The 21,733-nt window shown below is 37.5% G+C and carries 21 protein-coding genes, 2 pseudogenes and 3 riboswitches; of the genes and pseudogenes, 15 read left to right on the forward strand and 8 right to left on the reverse strand.

The window, feature by feature from the left end; genetic code table 11:
* Together AC3WSK_RS05255 and AC3WSK_RS05260 are read left to right on the forward strand one after the other, a co-directional pair.
* Nucleotides 1–452: hypothetical protein (locus tag AC3WSK_RS05255; RefSeq protein WP_492414581.1), on the forward strand; the 452-nt coding region annotated here is incomplete at its 5' end.
* Nucleotides 453–806: 354 nt separating this feature from the next.
* A riboswitch (cobalamin riboswitch) is annotated at nucleotides 807–990 on the forward strand.
* Nucleotides 991–1,102: 112 nt separating this feature from the next.
* Complete coding sequence (locus tag AC3WSK_RS05260; protein WP_492414580.1) at nucleotides 1,103–1,594, forward strand: tyrosine-type recombinase/integrase; 492 nt, start codon at nucleotides 1,103–1,105, stop codon at nucleotides 1,592–1,594.
* Between the two features lie 280 nt (nucleotides 1,595–1,874).
* On the opposite strand, the gene AC3WSK_RS05265 is transcribed toward AC3WSK_RS05260, so the two are convergent.
* Nucleotides 1,875–2,291: a hypothetical protein gene (locus AC3WSK_RS05265; RefSeq protein ID WP_492414579.1), complete on the reverse strand. Its 417-nt coding sequence runs from the start codon at nucleotides 2,289–2,291 to the stop codon at nucleotides 1,875–1,877.
* A 188-nt stretch (nucleotides 2,292–2,479) separates the two neighbouring features.
* Here AC3WSK_RS05265 and AC3WSK_RS05270 point away from each other — a divergent pair, with 188 nt between their 5' ends.
* Both AC3WSK_RS05270 and AC3WSK_RS05275 read left to right on the forward strand, forming a co-directional pair.
* A complete protein-coding gene (locus AC3WSK_RS05270; RefSeq protein ID WP_492414587.1) occupies nucleotides 2,480–2,758 on the forward strand; it encodes an SPOR domain-containing protein in 279 nt (92 codons plus the stop codon).
* A gap of 243 nt (nucleotides 2,759–3,001) precedes the next feature.
* A riboswitch (cobalamin riboswitch) is annotated at nucleotides 3,002–3,184 on the forward strand.
* Between the two features lie 248 nt (nucleotides 3,185–3,432).
* Nucleotides 3,433–4,197 (forward strand): hypothetical protein, encoded by a 765-nt coding sequence (locus tag AC3WSK_RS05275; protein ID WP_427484606.1) that lies wholly within the window; start codon nucleotides 3,433–3,435, stop codon nucleotides 4,195–4,197.
* Nucleotides 4,198–4,556: 359 nt separating this feature from the next.
* Here the strand turns inward: AC3WSK_RS05275 and AC3WSK_RS05280 are convergent, their stop codons facing one another.
* A complete protein-coding gene (locus AC3WSK_RS05280) occupies nucleotides 4,557–6,497 on the reverse strand; it encodes a GTP-binding protein (RefSeq protein ID WP_492414578.1) in 1,941 nt (646 codons plus the stop codon).
* Nucleotides 6,498–6,637: 140 nt separating this feature from the next.
* Nucleotides 6,638–6,824, forward strand: a riboswitch (cobalamin riboswitch).
* 177 nt (nucleotides 6,825–7,001) lie between these two features.
* Here AC3WSK_RS05280 and AC3WSK_RS05285 point away from each other — a divergent pair.
* From AC3WSK_RS05285 to AC3WSK_RS05300, 4 genes are all read left to right on the forward strand, one after another.
* Entirely contained in the window at nucleotides 7,002–7,997 is a 996-nt protein-coding gene (locus tag AC3WSK_RS05285) for an ABC transporter substrate-binding protein (RefSeq protein WP_492414577.1), read from the forward strand.
* 61 nt (nucleotides 7,998–8,058) lie between these two features.
* Complete coding sequence (locus AC3WSK_RS05290; protein ID WP_079561100.1) at nucleotides 8,059–8,724, forward strand: precorrin-3B methylase; 666 nt, start codon at nucleotides 8,059–8,061, stop codon at nucleotides 8,722–8,724.
* A 33-nt stretch (nucleotides 8,725–8,757) separates the two neighbouring features.
* Nucleotides 8,758–9,015: a PfkB family carbohydrate kinase gene (locus AC3WSK_RS05295; protein ID WP_492414576.1), complete on the forward strand. Its 258-nt coding sequence runs from the start codon at nucleotides 8,758–8,760 to the stop codon at nucleotides 9,013–9,015.
* Between the two features lie 187 nt (nucleotides 9,016–9,202).
* A complete protein-coding gene (locus AC3WSK_RS05300; RefSeq protein WP_492414575.1) occupies nucleotides 9,203–11,191 on the forward strand; it encodes a S9 family peptidase in 1,989 nt (662 codons plus the stop codon).
* A 113-nt stretch (nucleotides 11,192–11,304) separates the two neighbouring features.
* Here the strand turns inward: AC3WSK_RS05300 and AC3WSK_RS05305 are convergent, their stop codons facing one another.
* From AC3WSK_RS05305 to AC3WSK_RS05315, 3 genes are all read right to left on the reverse strand, one after another.
* Nucleotides 11,305–11,847, reverse strand: a complete 543-nt coding sequence (locus AC3WSK_RS05305; protein ID WP_492414574.1) for a GNAT family N-acetyltransferase — start codon at nucleotides 11,845–11,847, stop codon at nucleotides 11,305–11,307.
* Between the two features lie 248 nt (nucleotides 11,848–12,095).
* Nucleotides 12,096–13,292: a class I SAM-dependent rRNA methyltransferase gene (locus tag AC3WSK_RS05310; protein ID WP_427484595.1), complete on the reverse strand. Its 1,197-nt coding sequence runs from the start codon at nucleotides 13,290–13,292 to the stop codon at nucleotides 12,096–12,098.
* 62 nt (nucleotides 13,293–13,354) lie between these two features.
* Complete coding sequence (locus AC3WSK_RS05315) at nucleotides 13,355–14,272, reverse strand: alpha/beta hydrolase (RefSeq protein WP_427484594.1); 918 nt, start codon at nucleotides 14,270–14,272, stop codon at nucleotides 13,355–13,357.
* Nucleotides 14,273–14,443: 171 nt separating this feature from the next.
* Here AC3WSK_RS05315 and AC3WSK_RS05320 point away from each other — a divergent pair, with 171 nt between their 5' ends.
* Both AC3WSK_RS05320 and AC3WSK_RS05325 read left to right on the forward strand, forming a co-directional pair.
* Complete coding sequence (locus AC3WSK_RS05320; protein ID WP_079561107.1) at nucleotides 14,444–14,920, forward strand: dihydrofolate reductase; 477 nt, start codon at nucleotides 14,444–14,446, stop codon at nucleotides 14,918–14,920.
* Nucleotides 14,921–15,123: 203 nt separating this feature from the next.
* Entirely contained in the window at nucleotides 15,124–15,351 is a 228-nt protein-coding gene (locus tag AC3WSK_RS05325) for a hypothetical protein (protein ID WP_079561108.1), read from the forward strand.
* A 49-nt stretch (nucleotides 15,352–15,400) separates the two neighbouring features.
* On the opposite strand, the gene trhA is transcribed toward AC3WSK_RS05325, so the two are convergent.
* A complete protein-coding gene (gene trhA / locus AC3WSK_RS05330) occupies nucleotides 15,401–16,036 on the reverse strand; it encodes a PAQR family membrane homeostasis protein TrhA (RefSeq protein ID WP_079561109.1) in 636 nt (211 codons plus the stop codon).
* Nucleotides 16,037–16,308: 272 nt separating this feature from the next.
* Between trhA and AC3WSK_RS05335 the strand changes: the two genes are divergently transcribed.
* The 5 genes from AC3WSK_RS05335 (at nucleotide 16,309) to msrB (ending at nucleotide 19,819) form a co-directional block, all read left to right on the forward strand.
* Complete coding sequence (locus tag AC3WSK_RS05335) at nucleotides 16,309–17,151, forward strand: DegV family protein (RefSeq protein WP_492414573.1); 843 nt, start codon at nucleotides 16,309–16,311, stop codon at nucleotides 17,149–17,151.
* Nucleotides 17,152–17,320: 169 nt separating this feature from the next.
* A complete protein-coding gene (locus AC3WSK_RS05340) occupies nucleotides 17,321–18,271 on the forward strand; it encodes a GDSL-type esterase/lipase family protein (protein ID WP_492414572.1) in 951 nt (316 codons plus the stop codon).
* 4 nt (nucleotides 18,272–18,275) lie between these two features.
* Nucleotides 18,276–18,851 (forward strand): YpmS family protein, encoded by a 576-nt coding sequence (locus tag AC3WSK_RS05345; RefSeq protein ID WP_079561112.1) that lies wholly within the window; start codon nucleotides 18,276–18,278, stop codon nucleotides 18,849–18,851.
* A 12-nt stretch (nucleotides 18,852–18,863) separates the two neighbouring features.
* Nucleotides 18,864–19,394, forward strand: a complete 531-nt coding sequence (msrA, locus tag AC3WSK_RS05350) for a peptide-methionine (S)-S-oxide reductase MsrA (protein ID WP_492414571.1) — start codon at nucleotides 18,864–18,866, stop codon at nucleotides 19,392–19,394.
* Nucleotides 19,391–19,819, forward strand: coding sequence for a peptide-methionine (R)-S-oxide reductase MsrB (gene msrB, locus AC3WSK_RS05355; RefSeq protein WP_079561115.1), 429 nt, complete (start codon nucleotides 19,391–19,393; stop codon nucleotides 19,817–19,819). Before msrA ends, msrB begins: the two co-directional genes overlap by 4 nt.
* Before the next feature lie 109 nt (nucleotides 19,820–19,928).
* Here msrB and AC3WSK_RS05360 read toward each other — a convergent pair.
* Both AC3WSK_RS05360 and AC3WSK_RS05365 read right to left on the reverse strand, forming a co-directional pair.
* A pseudogene (locus AC3WSK_RS05360) lies at nucleotides 19,929–20,639 on the reverse strand (formylglycine-generating enzyme family protein).
* Nucleotides 20,640–20,820: 181 nt separating this feature from the next.
* A pseudogene (locus AC3WSK_RS05365) lies at nucleotides 20,821–21,435 on the reverse strand (methyl-accepting chemotaxis protein); the annotation flags it as partial.
* Between the last annotated feature and the right edge of the window lie 298 nt (nucleotides 21,436–21,733).

Raw genomic sequence — 21,733 nt, forward strand, 5'->3', positions numbered from 1 at the left:
CAGGAGGAATGCCAGGAAGATTCCCAGGAGGAATGCCAGGAGGAATGCCAGGAAGATTCCCAGGAGGAATGCCAGGAGGAATGCCAGGAAGATTCCCAGGAGGAATGCCAGGAAGATTCCCAGGAAGGTTCCCAAGAGTAATACCGATAGTAATACCAGTACCAGTACCAGGAGGAGGAGTCTATCCAGTACCAGGAAGTGGATATCCAACATCACCACCACCTCAATATACGCCTCAAAAGCCTCAAGGATTTAATTACCAAATAGATTCGGGCGTTATGTCAAATTGCCTTTATAAATATACGTATGTTTGGATGACCGATGGAAGTGAATTTTGGTATTTTCCAACTAATTTAGGAGCTAACTCTGTAGGGGGGTATTATTATGATGGATATCAGTGGGTTTATTTTGCCATAGATACACAGTATATTGATGCAGCTGTTTGTAGTTAGAAATTTAAACATGAGTTGTTTAATAAAAACCAAAGTAAATGAATGTAGTATGAAGTTTTAATAAGAATTATTATTATTAGTGATGCATCTCAATTGAGGTGCTTTTTATTATGCCTTGAGAGGTTGAGTATGAAATTGAAAGAGGAAAATTTAAAAGGATCACCCGGAGGATAGCGACCCTTAGTAAAGTTTTGGAGGGAGGGGGAATCTTCCCTCTTTTTTTATTTGTAAAAATTTTCATAAAAGTGAAAAGTTACTTTAAAACTAACATTAATTAACTTTTAATCCACATGCCTTTACAATTGATTTTAATAATCTATAAGGAATGTGGAGTATTTTAAATAACTCACAACTGAATAGCGTGGAGTAATAGGTGTAAATTGCGTGCAATTTACTTAAAAGGGAAGTCGGTGCAAATCCGACACTGTCCCGCAACTGTAAATGTGAGCGACTTTTCATATACCACTGTTTAACGATGGGAAGGGGAAAAGTAGCGATGATCATGAGTCAGGATACCTGCCTATTATGAGTACACACCATAATCCTACGAGGAATCACCTAAGTTACTGATTGTGTAAGTCAGATATACCAACGGTTTGAATCACTTATAGGAATATGTAGTAGTAGATTCCACATTAGGAGGAATCGCTATGACATTAGTTAAATTTGCTGTACAAGATTTTATGGATGAAAGAGAATTGATGAATGTTAGTAAACACACTCTCACAAATTACAGAAGTTTCTTTAAAGGATGGCTAGAATGGTTGAGGGAGAATAACGTTCAAGATATAGAAGAGGTCTCTACGAATACACTACGATTATATTTATCTTATTGTAAAAATGAACTAGGTAATGGTTCAAATACAATCAATAACAAAATTAAACATCTAAGAGCATTCTTTAATCATCTTATGGAAAATGAGTTTATAGAACACAATCCATGTTCGAAACTAAAGAGACAGCAGACAGATGAGCGTATAGAAGTTTTTAATGATTTCCATATTCGTATGATGCTCCGATACTTAAGACGTATAAAACGTAAAGACCATGAATTTACAAGTGTGCGGAACACTACAGTAATTAAAATCTTGCTTGGAACAGGTATACGATTGGGAGAAATGCAAGGGGCTTCGATGGTCTGATGTAAACGATACTTACCTCACATTGTTTGGTATGGACTGCTGTGTGACAATCATAATATCTTACTTTTCACAACTCCTCAAGGAAAAAATATAAAATTTCACAAAAAACGACATATTTAATTATCTTTTTTAAAAAAATATAAGTTATACTAAAAAATTAACCTTTATATAATAAATATTATTAATAAACGTTAACATTTAAATTAGTATTGTCTATACAAAACAAAAAACACGCAAACCATGATAGGTAGCGTGTTTGATATGTATGATGTGCAATTAACTAATAAACCGATTTTTCAAATTTAACTGAATCAGCATTTTCAACTGAATCATAATCCTTTACGTATCTATACGTATCCCCACTTTTTATTCCATCTTCTGGAATGAAAACCGATTCTTTCCATAATACTTCTTCATTTTTATCGAGAATTGTGACTTCTATATATCCATGAATAGTTCTGTCATTAAAATTTGTAATTTCAACAGCAAATGTATCAAAAGAAGTATCCCTTTTAAATTCAACCTTCACTTTATTCAGAAATCTTTCCCTTTCTTGCTCTAATTTTTTTTCATTTTCATCTGCAATGCCCTTATCAAATTGATATTCTTGATATTTATCATATAAATACAGTGCCGTAAATACCGAAAATACTATGGTTAGGGTTAAAATAACATATTTCTTAAGATTATCTTTCACACAAAACAACTCCTAATTAATAGAAAACATTGTTTATATAATAACTCATATCTCGAACAATGAACATAAAAAATCTAAATAGACTTCACTCACTATAATTTGCTTAGAACTAATATATCTAGCATTATTAATTATGTATCTTCACAAATATACTCCAAACCCTTGATACGACTGAATTTATTATATAGATTGCTTTCCAACTCTTTTATACTGATGTTCCGAAAGGTGCTAAGTTCTTCCGTATTCATACAGCGCCATTCAAGACAAGAGCAGAAGCAAACACACGCTTACAATTATTATTGTCACAGAAATACCTCGGATATGGTGAGGTGTTCGGTAATGATAAGGATGGTTACCGTATTCAGTCGGGACATTACACTTCACAAGTTCAATGTGGGTATGCATGTAAACGACTTATTGAGGAAGGGAGTTCCGCATTTTGTTCTATCATTGGTAGAATGCAATAGCCGTACCCAAAACAGGTACGCAGATTCACAACCACATTAATTTTTACCTTACAAAAAAATAACCTCACCCTTACATTATAGCGGTCAGGTTTAGGAAAATTAGAATAATTAATAGGGTTATCTCACTAATTTGGGATAGCCCTTTTTTGACTTTTGACAAATACTAGAATACATATTACAATTTAAACCAGAAATACAAAAGGAATATCTACTCTACATGAATTAGTGTGTTAAATTACAATTTAATATTTATAAATAATAGGTGTAAATTGCGTGCAATTTACTTAAAAGGGAAGTCGGTGCAAATCCGACACTGTCCCGCAACTGTAAATGTGAGCGACTTTTCAAGACCACTGTTTAACGATGGGAAGGGGAAAAGTAGCGATGATCATGAGTCAGGATACCTGCCTATTATGAGTACACACCATAACCCTACGAGGAATAGGAGGTGGCATGTTGACAAAACAGAATGCTCTGTTCGTCACCGTACGTCAAACACCCAAAATAAAAGAAGGTAATCGCTTTCAAGGCAATTCTTTTATGGTTGGGTATAATTTGACATTATGTGATGAATGAAAAAGATAGAATGAAGGATTTCCTCTAGTTGTAGGAAATCCTTTTTTTATGTAAAAGAAGACTTCCGTTTTGAAAAATATGTACGAAAAGAGGATGCAATGATGACGAATATTCATGTAAGTACAGCACAGGAATCGCAATATGTAGAAATGAAGATTTGTAAGCAGCCACGCACTGAAGTTGCCAAGAAAGTTACAACAAGAATGGTTGTAGAATCCCTTGTCGATCAATTAATAGCTAGCAATCTTATTAGTAATGAACGATTGTTTGATCAAATTTTATATAACAAAGATATTATTTGGATTCAAAATGAAAATTTTAATGGCCACCTTTTTGCAAAAGCGAATATTACGGATCAGCTTAAAACAAAAACAAATGATTTTATGATGTATATGCCGACAAATCCAATTGTGTACGATGTGAATGGTGAACATTATCAATTAATTACACGTATCGATTCGACTCGTGCAAAACCAAATTTAGAGCGACTTTCCCAAGCCCCAAAGGCAATACTAAGTGCCGCTCGGGTCAATGATTTATTGTGCTCGATAGTGATGCGCTTTTATGAAGTATATTTAGAGGATTTATCACGAGTAGTTCATAAAAATAAACAACTGATCAATTTTGTAGAGCGAGAGTATCATCAATTTCTAAATGCTGTGAAGGAACTAAATGATAATCGTTTAAACTGGCACCCACGTGGAAAAGGTCATGAACTATTGCTTGAACTGATTGATAATTTACAACTTTTGAAAAGTCGCCCTGGCAAAGTTTTAATGGATTTCTCACATTCCCATAGCTATGTTGTCGTGGAATCTTCATATCCTATTTATAAAAAGAGGCAGAAAACGATACAAGCTTAAAAATTAAAAATGTGCGGGATGGATCTCAATGCACTCAGGAGAAAGGTATATGCCTGGCAAGGTAGTAGAATGGAGTTGTCAGTATAGGATAGATACCCGCGGAAGGAAGGCAAATTCTCGCGCGAGGCAAGAATACCCGCGGAAGGAAGGCGAATACCCGCGGAAGCAGGTCAAATACCCGCGGAAGGAAGGCGAATACCCGCGGAAGCAGGTCAAATACCCGCGCGAAGCAAGAATACCCGCGGAAGGAAGACAAATACCCGCGCGAAGCAAGATAACCCACAAAAGCATAGTAACTCTCCGCGAAACATAAGAAAACAGGACATTGTTCTAACAAATCATGTCCTGTTTTTATGAATTTAGTCAATACAATGCATCGCTGCTTGTGCCTCATGCCATGGAACGGAGTAGCCTTTGCCTTTTGCACAAAAAATACTAGAGGATGTATAGTCGGGATCGGCGTTTTTATCGTAGTTGATTTGTGCAATAATGTCTTCTGTATTGTGACACATATCGTAGCCATCAAATTGTAGGGAAAGTACGCCCTTCCCATTGGTGTAGGCGGCAAAGGTTGTACTGTAGCTCATAAATGTTGAGACAGGGGCTCGGCCGGTTACAATCGCATCATGTTCAGTTATTATTGGTGTGTCAAATGTACCGGCAGCTTGCTGAATGTCGGTCATCATGCGGCCGATGAAATCACTAGGAGCTTTAAGTTTAAAGCGGTAGTACGGTTCTAGTAATACATTTTCTGCTTGTTCGAGCCCTTGTCGTAATGCACGGAATGTTGCTTCACGGAAATCGCCACCTTCAGTATGTTTATTATGTGCGCGTCCTGTTAAGAGTGTGAAGCGAATATCTGTAACTGGAAAACCGGTTAAGAGACCATGGTGATCGCGCTCGAATAAATGTTTTTCAATGAGTCGTTGATGTCCAATTGATAAATCATCGGCATGGCATGCATTGATAAATGTATTGCCGGTGCCGCGAGTATTTGGCTCCATCAATAAATGGACTTCTGCGTAATGCTTTAAGGGCTCGAAATGGCCGTAACCTGTCACCGTTGTGGCGATCGTTTCCATATATAAAATCTGTGGTTCGCTAAATGAAATATCTAGCGAGAATCGATCATGAAGCACTTCGATAAGAACCTCGAGTTGGATGACACCCATAATATGTACATGAATTTCTTGGAATTTTTCATGCCATAGCACACGTAATGAAGGTTCTTCTGCTTCAAGAATACGGAAAGTTTTTAACACGTCCTTTATATGCTGAGCGCCTTCATAATGTACTTTTGCCTGTAAAGTTGGTACTAACTCAAAGGGCTGAGAATTACTCGAACAACCAATGATATCGCCGATGTTTGCTTGACTAATCCCTTTTACTGCGAAAATCTCCCCAGCCTCTACCTCTTGAGAAGTTTCATACCGGCTGCCATTGTAAAGTCGAATCTCGGTCACTTTTTCAGTCACGTCTCCAAATGAAAGTTCATCACGGACATGTAACGTTCCTTGCAAAGCTTTGATAAAAGTTAAGCGTTGATGTCCATCATGACGAATTTTAAACACCTCACCTTGAAACGGAGCATTGTTATTAAATTGTGTCTCTGTTAGGAGGGGGAACTGTGTTAGGAATTCCTTTATTCCACTATCTTTTAAGGCAGAGCCAGAAAAGCACAAAAAGGCCTTTTCCTGTTTAATCATCTGAGATAAATGAATAAGGCAGCTAGAGCTATCTAATGTTTCATTGAGAAAAGCATCGAGAAGATGTTCATCACGTTCGGCAAGCCACTCCATTATGTCGTTTGAAACATAGTCGGAACGGAGCGGTTCGTCTACGAATAGAACATCTGCAGAGCAATCCTTTTGAAGCGCAGCCATTACGGCTTCAACATTTGCTCCTTCACGATCAATTTTGTTAATAAAAAAGAAGGTTGGAACGTGATATTGGCGTAAAAGTTGCCACACTGTTTCAGTATGACCTTGTATTCCTTCGACAGCACTAACAATAATGATGGCATAATCCATAACCCGAATGGCACGCTCCATCTCTGGAGAGAAATCGACGTGCCCAGGTGTATCGATTAACGTATATGTATCATTTCCAAGCGTCATGCGGCCTTGCTCCGCAAAAATTGTAATGCCTCGCTGACGCTCCAGCTCATGATTATCTAGAAATGTGTCCTGGTGATCCACTCGTCCACGGGCTTGAATACTGTTTGTATGAAATAGTAACTGCTCAGAAAATGTTGTTTTACCGGCATCCACGTGAGCAAGTACTCCAATTGTTACATGCATAAAAAGATCCTCGTTTCTATTCATTCATTTAACAACATTGTAACAGAATTGGTATAAAAAATATTTCATATAGTGTTTATGTCGCAATAGTGTTAATATATGTATGATTGTGAATCTACTGTCAATCAATATATTCAACAAAATAAAAACGACGTATTGGTGTAAATGACCTTTGTTATTTGCTTAAAAGGGAAATCGGTGCAAATCCGATGCTGTCCCGCAACTGTAAATGGGGAGTCTATACAAGATGCCACTGTAGCCACGCTATGGGAAGGCGTATAGATGATGAACCTAAGCCAGGATACCTGCCAATATTTATTTATTTATTTATTACTGAATCCACGAGGATGGGGATAGTGAACAGGTTGAAAAACCTTTCTTTTGCTATGCTAACCTCTTGGAAACAAGGGGGTTTTTTTATGCCCTTTTCTAGAATCGCTACCAGGTAGCAAAGGAGTCTAAACGATTTCTTACTATATATTTAACATCAAAGGAGAAGAGGACATGAAGAAATGGAAAAGCTTATGGCTAGTCTTTGCGATCGCATTGGTAGCTATATTGGGTGCATGTAGTGAAAAGGACAAACAAGAATCTGCTACACAAGCTGAGAAGGTAGAGCCTTCACAAGCTGAAAAGTCAGACATAACGATAGAAAATAATGGAACGACGCAAGTATATAAGGAAGCCCCCAAAAAAGCGATTAGCTTAAATCAGCACGTGACAGAAATTATGTTGGCTTTAGAGCTAGAAGATTCAATGGTAGGGACGGCGTACTTAGATGACAAAATTTATGAGCCCCTACAAGCGGCCTACGATAAAGTGCCTGTGTTAGCAAAACAGTATCCTACAAAAGAGCAGGTTATTGATGCAGAAGTAGATTTTTTATTTGGTGGTTGGAAAAGCGCCTTTGGAGAGAAAGGTGTTGGTACACAAGAAGAGCTTGAAACATTAGGCATTCACACTTATTTACATACAGCCTCAATCATGACGAAACCAACTTTAGACGATATTTTCGCAGATATTCGAAATATCGCAAAAATTTTCCGTGTTGAAGATCATGGAGAAGCACTAATAGAAAAAATGACAAAGGATGTAGAGGATATCCGTGCAAAATTACCGCAAGATGGAGAAGACCTGCCTGTTCTAGTGTTTGATAGTGGTGATAAAGAAGTCTTCACTGCAGGACAAAACATTATGAATGAACTTGTTACGATGGCCGGCGGTAAAAATATTTTTGGTGATGTAGAATCAGGCTGGACTACGGTGTCCAAAGAAGATGCGGTAGAACGTAATCCAGCAGTCGTAGTTGTCATAGATTACGGAGAAACATCAGCGAAAGCAAAAATAAATTTTTTGAAAAATGATCCAGCCTTGAAGGAAATGGAAGCGGTCAAAAACGAACGCTTTGTGATCCTACCACTTTCTGCCGCGTCTGAAGGAGTACGTGCTGCAGAAGCCATTCAAATTTTGGCGAAAGGCTTCTATCCTGAGAACTTTTAAGCTATCCAATAAATTGGGGGCTAGCAATTGGCTAGCTCCTTTTTCATAAGGAGAAGTATTTATGAATGCATTCCGTTCGAATATACCGGACAAAACCTTCGAAAAGTTAAACAATAATGGGGATTTTACTCGCCTTGCCGTAAGCCCAGGCATTATTAATAAACATTATACCCCTGCACAATTCCAAACAATGGCAAAGGTTATAGGGGAAACTGGTGCCATAAAATACTCTGCCTCTTACAGCATATTATTATCTATCTCAACAGTAGAAGTTGAAAAGAAGATTGAGGAGCTAGAAGATGCTGGCCTTTACGTGGCAAAGCAAGGGCCAATTGTAGCGATGAAAGCGTGTGATTTTTGTGATGGTGACAAGATGGAGGCAGCACCAATTACAGAAAAGCTATATCATTCATTAGAAGGAATCACTGTCCCTACAAGGTTACGTGTAAACGTCAATGGCTGTGCCTCCGCCTGTTATAATGCGGTATATGATGATATTGGGCTTGTTTATCAAAAGGATAGCTTTGATGTCTATTTAGGAGCAGTACCGATGGGAGCGAATGCAACAGCCGGGACACTCTTTGCGAAAAAGGTAGGAGTAGAGCTTATTGAAGGCTTTTTAAAGCAAATCATTGAACTTTATAAGGAACATGCTCGTCCGAATGAACCTTTTTATAAATTTCATCGCAGAACAAATTCTGCTGATTATTGGAAAGATTTAAGCTGACTCATTATCGTAATGTGGGCTCGTAGCGGCTGATTGCGTCTGCTGGTCGTTACACTTGGATCAAAAGGCTCTTTTTATATGAATCATGAAGAAAGTGGGTGGGTTCCAGCGTTGAGCGTTGACACAATAGATACAACTGGTGCCGGAGATGCATTTAATGGCGCTTTGGCAGTAGGACTATGCCGGGGAGATTCGCTTCGAAGTTCGATCGATTTTGCCACGAAAGTTGCCGCTTATGTCGTTACACAAATGGGGGCACAACCGTCAATCCCGGATTCACTCTTGAAATAAATGATAGCCGTAGCTCTTTGTAATTATTACGAAGCAGCTACGTTTTTTTATAAGTAAGTCATTAGTTGATATTCGAAATCCTCTTTAGGATAAAAAACAATTTCTCCAAAAAAGCAGGAATAATACTTAGTGTATCGAAATATTGTACTAAGTAACCAAATTTTCATACAAAGGGGATAGGGAAGTTATGACATTGAAACAAGGGATAAAACCAGAAGATTTATATGAATTAAAAGCAGTGGCAGATCCACAAGTATCACCTGATGGAACAGAAGTGGTGTATGTACAGACTCATATTGATGAGAAGAAAAAGGACTATGTATCTAATTTATTTTACATAAACTTGAATGATAAAAAACCGCAACAATGGACATTTGGGGAAGATAAAACGCATTCACCTGTTTGGTCTCCGGATGGCAGTAAAATCGCGTTTGTGTCATCGAGAAATGGCAAGCCACAAATTTTTGTTCTTTCTAAAGCAGGCGGGGAAGCGAAACAAGTTACGAATTGTAAAAATGGTGTGACATCGCCTACTTGGTCTCCTTGTGGAGAGAAAATCGCCTTCTCTGTACAGCTTGGTAAAGATGAAAACATTGATGATAAAGTTGAGAACAATCAAAAGGAAGAAAAAGAGCTAAAACCACTTGTAATAGATAAGATGAAACATAAATCAGATGGTGCTGGATTTATGGATATGGAGCAATTTTATCAAATTGCGATCGTTCATCTTGCATCAGGAGAATTAGAGCTACTGACGGAAGGGAAACATAATTTACAGCTTGGTACATGGTCACCGAATGGAAAATACCTTTCGTACATTGCGGACTTAACAGAGGATCTAGACTTTTCATTCATAAGTGATATTTACTTATTAGATTTAGAAACGAAACATGGTCGCAAGTTAACAGATGGGTCAGGGGTGTTCTACCAAACTTCATGGTCTCCGAACAGCCGCTTCATAGCTTATGTTGGAGGTGAAAGAGAATTTGAAAATGCAACACAACCAAAGTTATGGATTTATGATTTGGACAATGATAATCAGACATGTGTAACGAGTGAATTTGACGCGCCTGTCGGTGATTTTGCTATTGGTGATTTCCTTCAAGGTGTTGTTCCTCCGCGCGTTCAATGGTTAGAGGATAATAAAAGCTTTTACTTCCAATTGACAGATCAAGGAAATACATCGATTTATTTTGGCAATCTATCGGGAGAATTATATCCAGCTATTCATGATGATCAATATGTATATGGTTTTTCGCTTGATCCTAAAAATGATAGAGCGGTAGTCGCGATCGGCACGACTACAAATCCTGGGGATCTATTTTACGTAAATTTAAATACTGGTGAAAAAGAACAGCTTACTACAGTTAATGAAGAATTTTTAAAGACGCGAGCAGTATCTGTTCCAGAAGCAATTGAATTTGAAGGGGCAGATGGCTGGAAAGTTAACGGCTGGATGATGAAGCCTATTGGATATGAAGAAGGGGAGAAATATCCACTTATTCTAGAAATCCATGGTGGTCCGCATGCAATGTATGCTAACTGCTATTTTAACGAATTCCAAATCCTTGCTGCACAAGGCTTTGCGGTTTTGTATACGAATCCTCGCGGAAGCCATGGTTATGGTCAAAAATTTGTAGATGCAGTACGTGGTGATTACGGGGGCAATGATTATAATGATCTAATGGCTGCTGTTGATTATGCCTTGGAGCAATATGATTTTATTGACCAAAACCGTCTCGGCGTTACAGGTGGAAGCTATGGGGGCTTCATGACAAACTGGATTGTCGGACAGACAAATCGCTTTAAAGCAGCTGTTACGCAACGTTCCATATCTAACTGGATAAGCTTTTATGGCGTAAGTGATATCGGCTATTACTTTACAGACTGGCAAATTCAGGGGGGACTAAAGGATATAGAGAAGCTATGGCAACATTCACCACTTAAGTATGTGGACAATGTGGAGACGCCACTTTTAATTTTACACAGCGAAAAAGATTATCGCTGTCCGATTGAACAAGCAGAGCAATTGTTTATCGTCTTAAAACATCGTAAAAAAGAAACGAAATTTGTGCGCTTCCCTGAAGCCAATCATGAACTTTCAAGAAGCGGAAAACCAACATTACGAATTAATCGACTAGAATATATTAGAGATTGGTTTGTGGACTATCTATAAAAGAAATATGGGTGGCTTAAGAAGTGGAAGTACTTCTTTGGCCACCTTTTTTATAGGGAGGGAAAAACCTTTTCATCTTGAGGAAGGAAATAGATGATTGAAATACTATTTAGCTATTCATTAATAATTCCGTAAAATACCAAATCCTCATATTTTCCGTCTTTAATGATGTGATCCTTTAAAATTCCTTCTTGTTTCATGCCGATCTTGTCCATTACTTTCCCAGAAGCGGGGTTCGTTGAAAAATATCGAGCAAATACTTTATGCAATTTCTTTTCTTCAAAAGCGAATTGTACAATAGACTGCGCCGCCTCAGTGGCATAGCCTCTTCCCCAATACTCCTCGCCAATCCAATAGGCGATTTCTCCATGCTTAAAACGTTTATTATTCGATAATGCAATGGCTCCATATAATTCGCCGGTTTCCTTATCTGTAACTGCAAACTCGTACGAAATATCCTGCGTAAAATTATCGTAATGATGTTCCATCCATGATAATGCATCATCTAAACTATATGGATAAGGTAGGTACATGGTGCTTTTGTAAATATTATAGTTATTGCAGAGCTTTGCAACCGTTTCTGCATCAGTTGTTTCAAATAATCTAAGAACGAGCCTTTCTGTTGTAATCAATAATTTTTCATGAACATATCCCATTCAATCATCTCCGTTAATTTATAGTTTAGCTCATCACCAAAAGTTGAGAACGCATTTGTTTAAACGTATGTCATGTGAATAAGTTGATCTTCGTTACGACTGGGCGACCCCTTGGGTGGTGATAGAACTATAATTTGTAAATTACATTATAAGATAATTGTAAAATTTGAACAATTGTAAAAAGGATTATCTTTTTTCTCCAAAACAAAAAGACAGAATCATTTGGGCGTGATTCTGTCTAATTTCATTTAGTTAAGTTTTTGAATAAAAACAACTTTTAAGTAATTGAATTCTGGATATTCACGTGTGGCACGGAAATCCTTTGGTAAGTTAAATTCTTCAACAATTTTATAGGCTGTTTTAGTTTCTTTAAATGCTTGGTCAATAAAGCTCTTGAACTTTTTCATCCCAAAGCTTGCATTGTTCGTTGAGGCAACGATGATACCGTTTTTCTCCGTAATAGCAATTGTATCTACTAGTAATTTAGGGTAGTCTTTCGCAGTTGAGAACGTTCTTTCCTTCGTACGTGCAAAGCTTGGTGGATCTAATACTACAAGGTCAAATTTTAAATTGTGACGCTGAGCATATTTAAAATAGTTAAAGACATCCATCACTTTAATGTCCTGTGATTCGTAGTCTATGCTATTCACGCTAAACTGCTCAATTGTTTTGGCTAAACTACGTTTTGCAACATCTACACTTGTTGTTTTTACTGCTCCTCCAAGTGCCGCTGCGACAGAAAATGCCCCCGTATAGGAGAACGTATTAAGCATATGTTTACCTTCTGCATAACGTTCACGAATGGCAAGTCTCACTTCTCGTTGATCAAGGAAAATACCTGTCATGGCGCCATCATTTAAATTAACAGCGTAGTTCATATTATTTTCCGATACGATAATTGGGAATTCGCCGGGTGTTCCCATGACAAAATCGTCCTGTTCCATATACTGGCCTTTCGTATCGAAACGTTTTTTCTCATAAATAGCCTTGTAGTTTACTGTTTCTGCAAGGGCTTCATATACTTCTTCTTTAAATGAATAAATGCCGGCGCTATACCAGCTCACCATATAGTAAGAATCGAAAAAGTCAATCGTTAAACCGCCAATGCCATCACCCTCACCATTAAAGACTCGGAAGGCTGTTGTGTGAGGATTGTTGAAAAATGCTTCTCGATTTTGTATTGCCTTTTTAAATTTTTTCATAAAAAAGGCTTTGTCTATTGTTTCGTTAGCATCGGTCGTTAGCACCCAACCAACACCTTTATTTTGTATGCCATAGTATCCTGTACCAATAAAATGGTTATGATTATCCATAAGTCTCAGTAGAGCACCTTCCTCTTTTGGAAGATGACGTGCATCAACTGCATCTTTCGAAATAAGAGGGTAGCCTTTTTTTAATTGAACAGAAAATGGATTGTTAATTTGTAAAGCAATAGATTGTGTCATGTTGTCATCCTTTAAAAAACGTTTTGCTCTATTATCGCACTATTTTATGCAGATAGACAAATTTATTTCACGAAATTAGCAATTTTTTCAGTAGTTTCAATCGTAGCTTCTTCAAAAAAGTTCATTTTACTAAAGTAACTATGGATTAAACCAGTCATATTGACATGTTCAACAGTCACTCCGGCATCTGTAAGCTTTTGCGCGTATGCAAGACCTTCATCGTAGAGGACATCTGCCTCAGCAGCAATAATGATCGTTTTCGGTAAAACACTTAAATCTTCAATCTGTAGTGGAGAGACAAGTGGATTCATATAGTTTTGTTCATCTGTGTAATGCCCCGCAAACCATTGCATTCCATGTTTGTCTAAGCCGAAGTGTTCGCCGTACGCATTGTAAGAAGCCGTTGTAAAATCAACATTGACTACAGGATAAATAAGTGCCTGCGCTTTAATCTTTGGTCCATTAAATGTTGCAGCTAAATAGGCAGCTACTGTTGCTAAGTTTCCGCCCGCACTATCACCAGCGACTGTCAGATTTGTTGCATCTCCACCAAAAGTTTGGATGTTTTCGCTAACCCACACTAAAGTGTCATAGGCATCATAGAGCGGTGTAGGGAATGGGTATTCTGGAGCTAGGCGATAATCAACCGAGACAACGATGGCTTGGGCTTTTTCTGCTAGTAGCTGACAGCCTGCATCGGTAGAGTCTATATTTCCAAATACCCAACCGCCTCCATGATAATAAACGATGACAGGAAGTTTTTTGTCTAAAACAGGCTTATAAATGCGCACATTTATTTGTGCTCCATCTCGAACAGTTATGTTTCTATTGTCAATTGCCGCAAGCTGTGGGCTATGTGGTGACGTCCATTTTGGCACAGCTCGAATGGCTCTCGCTTCTTGTGGTGTTAGTTCATAGTATTGTTTGGAAGAATCACTTGCTTTAATATAACGGATCGCTTCATCTCTTAACTTCGTCATCTTCATCAATCCTTTTAATTACTTTGATAACTCTATTATAAACTATTCTTATAAAAATACTAGGATTTAATATCGGAAATGAAAATAATTTAATTTCTATGCAGAAATAATCTGATTGTAACGTTAAATTATGTTTATAATATAATGAACGATAGTATTTGGAGGGACAATATGATTTCTTTAATTGTGGCACATGATAATAATTATGTGATTGGTTATGAAAATGGCATGCCATGGCATTTGCCTGGGGATTTAAAATATTTTAAGGATAAAACGATGGGGAAGCCGATGATTATGGGGCGTAAAACATTTGAATCCATCGGTAGACCGCTTCCTGGTCGACGCAATATTGTCATTACGCGTGACGCAAGTTATCATGCGGACGGGATTGAAGTGGTGACAAGCTTAGAGGGTGCCCTCGCCCTTGCTGGGGATGTTCCAGAAATTATGATTATTGGCGGCGAGCAAATTTTTCGCCTATCCATGGATATCGCAGATCGCCTATACATTACAAAAATTAATCATTCGTTTAATGGGGATACATACTTCCCAAAATATGAGGATTTTACAGAAGTATCCTCAGAGGAACCAGAAACTGCACCAGAGGGCTACACATTCCAATATCAGATTTTTGAACGTAAAAACTAAAGATAATAAGTACTACGGAAGCACGGTTATGAATGACCGTGCTTTTTGTCGTTACTGAATAAAAGATTATTAGCTTATTAACGTGAAGTGGGGGTGAGTTACCTTCCGACCGGGGCGTTTTAAATTCGATAAGTTCACCGCAGTGACGGAAGATGAATTGAGCGACGGATAGAAACCTTGGAGCGACGGAAAGAGTCGTCGAAGTGACGGAAAGAGCCATCGAAACGACGGAAGAAGAATCAAGCGACGAGCTAATTTTGAGAGGTGTTGTGGGAAAAAACTTAATTGAGACAAGCAGGGGGCAAGTGGAACCATTAGCTATTTCACATTTTTATTTGAGCTTTGATGAACGAGGGAATTTATTTGCCGACCCGTTTACTGAACATTACAAAGTGGACAATAAAGGCATTAACGAAAGAATTAAAAGGTAATAATAAATAACAAAAATCGCTTCTTTTTTACGGAAGCGACTTTTGTTATTTATAAGTAAAAATAAACACAAGCATACATCGCGCCACAACCAGCTAACACAAAAAGATGCCAAATTGTATGATTGTAGGGAAGTGAACGCCATGCGTAAAAGAGAGCGCCAATCGTATAGAAAAGCCCACCTGCTAATAGTAAGGCAAAGCCATGAAAGCCTAAGAAAAGATAGACAGGTTTAACGGCAAAAATAATTAGCCAGCCCATACCGATGTAAAAAATTAAAGAAAGCTTCTCGAATCGATTAATAAAAAAGCATTTAAAAATAACACCTAGTATCGCAAGGGACCAAATTATACATAATAACGTAATACCTAATGTGCCACCAATTGCGATTAAAAGGAAAGGTGTATACGTTCCAGCAATTAAAATATATATAGAGGAATGGTCAAGAATAGCGAAAAAGTGCTTGTATTTTTCAGGCATGCTATGTAGCAAAGTTGACATTAAAAATAAAATGATCACAGAAGTGCCAAAAATAGTGAACGTAGTAATTTGGAGCGCACTTCCGGTTTGAACTGCTGCTAAAATTAGAACAACTAGAGCTGGAATACTTGCGATAAATCCAATGCCATGTGTAATGGCATTCCACAATTCTTCTTTCCATGTTTTGTAGTCAAAAGAATCAATCATATCGAACACTCCTTTCGTGCATACACTTACTATACCCCAATAATTTTCATCCTGGTATTTACATTTGTCATGTATTCAACATCAAAAGTGTCATATAAATTTCGAAATGCATGAGGACATTGTTAGACAAGGACTGAACAAAGCGCTATAGTATCCAAGGTAGCGGATTCAAAATGGACTAAAACGAGTGAAACCTAATGACAAATGTCATGTTTACATAATGATTCATTAGTCTATATAATAATTTTAATGAAGTAAAAGGATGTGTCGAAGTGGGACGAATTCATATAGTAACGGACTCAACTTGTGATTTAACAAAAGAAGAAGTAGCACAGCATGGTATACATATTGTGCCTTTAACAATTCAAATTGACGATAAAACATATATAGATGGTGTTGATTTAGAACCCCAATCTTTTTTAAGCTTAATGAAAAATGCTAAAAATTTACCGAAAAGCTCACAGCCTGCACCGGGGAAATTTAAAGAATTGTATGATGAGCTTGGTAAAGACGGAGATCAAATTATTTCTCTTCATATGACTGGTGGTATGAGTGGAACAGTGGAATCGGCTCGTCAGGCAGCACAAATGACGGATTCTGATGTAACTGTGATCGATTCACGTTTCATTGCTATAGGTTTAGCAATTCAAATTCGTGAGGCTATTAAAATGCGCGACGCTGGCGCTACGGTTGAGGAAATTGTTGAGCGTCTTGAGAAAGTGCGCGAAAATACGTATTTGTATGTTATTGTTGATACACTTGAAAATCTTATTAAAGGCGGACGAATTGGAAAAGGGACAGGTTTTATCGGTTCTTTATTGAACATAAAAGTAATTGCAAACTTAGAAGGTGGCGCTTACAATCCAGTATCGAAAGTACGTAGCCATAAACAGGTTGTGAACTACTTATTTAAACAATTCCAAGCAGACACTGCTGGAAAAACAGTAAAATCAGTTGGGATTTCTCACGCAGAGGGTTTAACAACGATGGGTGGACCACTAAAAGAATTAGTTGAAGGAACAGGTTTTAATGAAGTAGAAATTGCCTTTACTTCACCAATCATTTCCACACATACTGGCCCAGGTGCCATTGGTTTTATTTATTTTGCAGAATAATATATAAGAGCTACTACATAAATAATTGTAGTGGCTTTTTTTATGTAGCTGTTGAAAATTGCATAGTACTTTATTCGAAAAAAAGGTGCATACGCACATTTTTTTACTCAATAACTAGGTATAGTGACTTTTCATTGCACTATGAACTATTCTATAATAGAAGAAGAAAATGATGGAAGGTGGTCAAATGGGCATTTGGCGAATAATGGTTTTGTCATGTTTGACCGTCTTAGTACTAAGTGGTTGTGCAATATCAATAGATGAACCGGATCCGCAAGCAGACCCAGAAGGTGAGCAGGCAAGGACGGAGCAAGATATGAAACAGGATGAGCAACAAACAGAAAATGAGGAGAAGACCTCAAAGAATGTATTGACGCAAATTTATGAACATTTTTTTGAGCCATCACCAGAGGATTTAGGGAAGATTGATGATAATAAAGCGAAGCAACTACATTACTTAGCACTCGGAGATTCTTTAACTGCCGGGGTTGGTGATGAGTATAGTAAAGACGGTTACGTTGGAAGATTAACAGATTCATTAATAGCTTGGCCCTCAATTTCTGATGTTGAAGTCGATAATCGAGGAAAAAGAGGAAGACGTAGTGATCAGTTATTAAAATTAGTGGAAAAAGGGCATTATGATGAAGAGTTGCAAAAAGCACAGCTCATTTCAATTACAATGGGTGGAAACGATGTCATGAAGATCGTTAAAAACGATCTGTTTAATTTGAAACGAGATGCTTTTGATAAAGAATTGCGGTCATATAAGAAACGTTATAGTAAAATTATTGAAGGCATACGAGAGAAAAATCCAACAGTACCTTTATTACTTATCGGTTTTTATAATCCATTCTCCATCGTGACAAATGAAGCAAATGAATTTGATTCGATTATTACGGAGTGGAATAAAGTCATTGAAAACATAGCAAAGAAAGATAAAAATGCGTGCTATGTATCAGTGGAAGACCTGTTTGATTCAAATAAAGAGCTCGTTTATCATACGGATTTCTTCCATCCGAATGCTAAAGGCTATGACAAAATGAATGAGCGAATAATAAAGGCAATGGAGAAATGTAACATGGAACAAATTGTTAACAAGGAAATAGGGTACGAGGAGTGACAAAATGAATAAGTGGAAATTTGCATTTTTTGCTTTAGCGGGCACACTGCTTTTTGCAATCCTCCTCGTCGTTTTTTTAGCAACTAGACCAGTAGATGGAGTAAATTTAGCGGAAAGTACAAAAGCTGAAAGTGAAGTAAAAGGAAATGTACTCGTTGTGCAAACAACAAGGAAGGAATTAGAATCTATATCGAAAAAGTATTTAAAGGATGCGGGCTCACCATTACCGTTGGACTTTACGATTGGTGAAGATATTCAATTGAAAAGTACATTAAAGGTTTTCTATACAGAAATCGATATTTCTATGAACTTCGATCCGATAGTGGATGAGAAAGGGAATATTATTTTAAAACAGACAGGAATGAATGTTGGGCTGTTAAATATTCCACCTGAGACAACGATGAAAATTATGCGAGATACGGTGGATTTCCCTTCATGGATTACAGTCAATCCAGATAAGGCTGAAATCTATATTGATTTATCGCGTGTTAACATTGCTTCAGGATCTCGTATCAAAGCAAAAGAATTAGACTTGCCAAAGGATAAAATTTTACTAGAAATTATTGTTCCTGGTGCATAAGGAGTGAGATAAATGGCAAAGCAATACGCAACATTTGCAGGTGGTTGTTTCTGGTGTATGGTCAAGCCTTTTGACGAAACACTTGGCATTGAATCAGTAATTTCCGGTTATACGGGTGGACATGTTGTCAATCCAACATATGAACAAGTATGCTCTGAAACGACAGGGCATTTAGAAGCGGTGCAAATACAGTTTGATGATGGGCTTTATTCTTATGAGCAATTACTCGCGACATTTTGGACATTAATTGATCCAACAGACGCTGGAGGCCAATTTTATGATCGTGGAGAGTCCTACACAACCGCGATTTTTTATCACAATGATGAGCAACGTGAATTGGCTGAACGTTCTAAAGCTGATTTACAGGCATCCGGTAAATTCGATAAACCAATAGCAGTAAAAATTTTACCGGCAATTTCGTTTTACCCAGCTGAAACTTATCATCAATATTATTATAAGAAAAATCCAATGCACTACGAGCGCTATGCTGTAGGATCTGGTCGCAAAGCGTTTCAGGAGAAACACTGGGGGGCTGAAAAATGAATAAAGAACAACGTTTACAACAGTTAACGGACATGCAATATTACGTAACACAGGAAAATGGTACAGAGCCACCGTTCCGTAATGAATTTGATAAGCACTTTGAAGAGGGTATTTATGTAGATATCGTGTCAGGGAAACCATTATTTAGCTCGCTTGATAAATTCGATTCAGGTTGCGGCTGGCCTGCATTTGCAAAGCCGGTTGAAAAAGAAGAAGTAACGGAGCATTTCGATACATCTCATGGGATGCGTCGCGTAGAGGTTCGCAGTAAAAATGCCGATTCCCATCTAGGACATGTCTTTCCGGATGGCCCAAGTGAGCTTGGAGGCTTACGCTATTGCATTAACTCCGCAGCACTCCGCTTTGTACCGAAAGAGGATTTAGAAAAAGAAGGCTATACAGAATACCTTTCATTATTTAAATAGCAAAAACTCCTAGCGGGGATATATCATGCTAGGAGTTTTTTTATTGGGAACGGATAGAGACATCAGACCGACGGAAAGAGCTATCAAAAGTCAGAATTGCTTAGAAATATTAAATGATTGATCTGGCAATTCTAAATCCGATATCGTCAATAAAGAAGTCGGGCATACTTTTACGGCGACAAGTGGCTCCACATCCTCGTTCTTCTTCAGCCCAACTTCCTCCTCGAATTATTCGGTAATTTCCAAATATCTTTTCATCGTATAAGTCCCAGCACCACTCCCAAACATTTCCTATCATGTCGTGCAAGCCCCAGTCATTAGGCGCTTTTTCACCAACATTGTGTACATGTTCGTTAGAATTATCTTTATACCAAGCAATTTCATTAATTTCACCATACCGATATCCTTTTGATTTTGCTTTACATGCATATTGTCATTCAGCATCTGTTGGTAATCGAAAACCATTAGAACTATGATTGCATACAACGGATTTACTATTCTGATCACAATCATAATACTTGTCATAACCTAGGACATCGGACAATGAATTACAAAATTTCACGGCATCTATCCATGACACATTAACAATGGGTTTTTGATCCATTGTTGTTATTGAAAATTTCTTCCCCATAATAATCGCATAAAGATCTTCTGTCACAGTATATTTGGCAAGATAAAATGGTTTTATCTCAACATTCCAAATAACTTCCTTTAAATTTTTTCTTATACCAGGCATTCCAAATTTATAGTTTGAACTAATCCATTTTTGCTCGTTTTGAAAATCTCGTAGGCAAATTTCTCCTTCAGGAATATACACCATTAATTCTTTTAAGTAATGATTTAAGTTAGTCAATATAGACCTCTCCAAATCGTAAACTATTGTTTTTGGACACTACTTTCATAGTACGATTTTCCCCATTATAAAATGCCGTTTATTGAACTATATCTACAAACTTCGGAGCTAGTAGCTTCATGTGAAATTGACACCATTCTAGGTCACTTTAAACTTTAAATTCACTGACAAGATTTCGTAGACTATCTGCTTGTTGTGCAAGCTCTGTGGCAGCGGCATTAATTTCCTGCATGGATGCAGATCCTTGAGTTGCCGCAGCGGCAGAAGTGACGGTGTTGGTAGCTGATTGTTCAGCGTATGCATTTACCTGTACAAAATCATTCGCAACATTATGACTATAATCAAGTGTTAATGCAATTTTTTCTACCATAGTCGTGATAATTGTCGATGTTTCTTTAGTATGGGTCAAAATATTGGCTAAAGATTGATTTGTTTCATTCGTTACTTCAACGCCGCGAATAACGGAAGATACACCCTCGTGGTTTTGAGAGATGATGGATGTTACTTCATTTTGAATGGACGTTACAATGGATGTTACTTCTTTTGCAGCATTTTGAGATTGCGCTGCTAGCTTTCGAACTTCATCAGCGACTATAGCGAAGCCTCGACCGTGCTCACCAGCGCGGGCTGCCTCAATAGCAGCATTTAAGGCAAGTAAATTTGTTTGCTCTGAAATAGCAGTAATCGTGCCGATAATTGATGTGATATCGGCGGATTTTCGACCAAGCGCTTCAACAGTGGTAGTCGTGTTGGCCATCGTTTCAAGTGTTGTGAAGCACGACAAAAATCGACATAATGTTCAGAAAAAAATATAAAATAAGCAGAAATATATTGATTGAATTATATTTATTAAAAAACTACCGCACTTAAATTAGATAATGTGAACTGTATCATAAGTAAGTGAAGTTTTTGTTTAGTATTTTGTAATTTAGTACTATATATTCGGTATAATGTACATTAATGGTAATTTAATATATACTTTATTAGAAAGGAGATTTTTTTTGTATGCTGTAAAATATTTGAATTCAATGGTTGAGACTTAAAACTTTATCATCGAATAA

This window comes from Lysinibacillus sp. EB271-A1-10B (assembly GCF_058791335.1).

What these genes read in the sequence shown, in the direction of transcription:
- AC3WSK_RS05340 (WP_492414572.1), top strand. Translation starts at nt 17,321, where the DNA reads ATGATGGAAGGTGGTCAAATGGGCATTTGGCGAATAATGGTTTTGTCA.
- msrA (WP_492414571.1), top strand. Translation starts at nt 18,864, where the DNA reads ATGGCAAAGCAATACGCAACATTTGCAGGTGGTTGTTTCTGGTGTATG.
- AC3WSK_RS05305 (WP_492414574.1), bottom strand. Translation starts at nt 11,847, where the DNA reads ATGGGATATGTTCATGAAAAATTATTGATTACAACAGAAAGGCTCGTT.
- AC3WSK_RS05300 (WP_492414575.1), top strand. Translation starts at nt 9,203, where the DNA reads ATGACATTGAAACAAGGGATAAAACCAGAAGATTTATATGAATTAAAA.
- trhA (WP_079561109.1), bottom strand. Translation starts at nt 16,036, where the DNA reads ATGATTGATTCTTTTGACTACAAAACATGGAAAGAAGAATTGTGGAAT.
- AC3WSK_RS05315 (WP_427484594.1), bottom strand. Translation starts at nt 14,272, where the DNA reads ATGACGAAGTTAAGAGATGAAGCGATCCGTTATATTAAAGCAAGTGAT.
- msrB (WP_079561115.1), top strand. Translation starts at nt 19,391, where the DNA reads ATGAATAAAGAACAACGTTTACAACAGTTAACGGACATGCAATATTAC.
- AC3WSK_RS05290 (WP_079561100.1), top strand. Translation starts at nt 8,059, where the DNA reads ATGAATGCATTCCGTTCGAATATACCGGACAAAACCTTCGAAAAGTTA.
- AC3WSK_RS05320 (WP_079561107.1), top strand. Translation starts at nt 14,444, where the DNA reads ATGATTTCTTTAATTGTGGCACATGATAATAATTATGTGATTGGTTAT.
- AC3WSK_RS05285 (WP_492414577.1), top strand. Translation starts at nt 7,002, where the DNA reads ATGAAGAAATGGAAAAGCTTATGGCTAGTCTTTGCGATCGCATTGGTA.
- AC3WSK_RS05275 (WP_427484606.1), top strand. Translation starts at nt 3,433, where the DNA reads ATGATGACGAATATTCATGTAAGTACAGCACAGGAATCGCAATATGTA.
- AC3WSK_RS05260 (WP_492414580.1), top strand. Translation starts at nt 1,103, where the DNA reads ATGACATTAGTTAAATTTGCTGTACAAGATTTTATGGATGAAAGAGAA.
- AC3WSK_RS05345 (WP_079561112.1), top strand. Translation starts at nt 18,276, where the DNA reads ATGAATAAGTGGAAATTTGCATTTTTTGCTTTAGCGGGCACACTGCTT.
- AC3WSK_RS05310 (WP_427484595.1), bottom strand. Translation starts at nt 13,292, where the DNA reads ATGACACAATCTATTGCTTTACAAATTAACAATCCATTTTCTGTTCAA.
- AC3WSK_RS05280 (WP_492414578.1), bottom strand. Translation starts at nt 6,497, where the DNA reads ATGCATGTAACAATTGGAGTACTTGCTCACGTGGATGCCGGTAAAACA.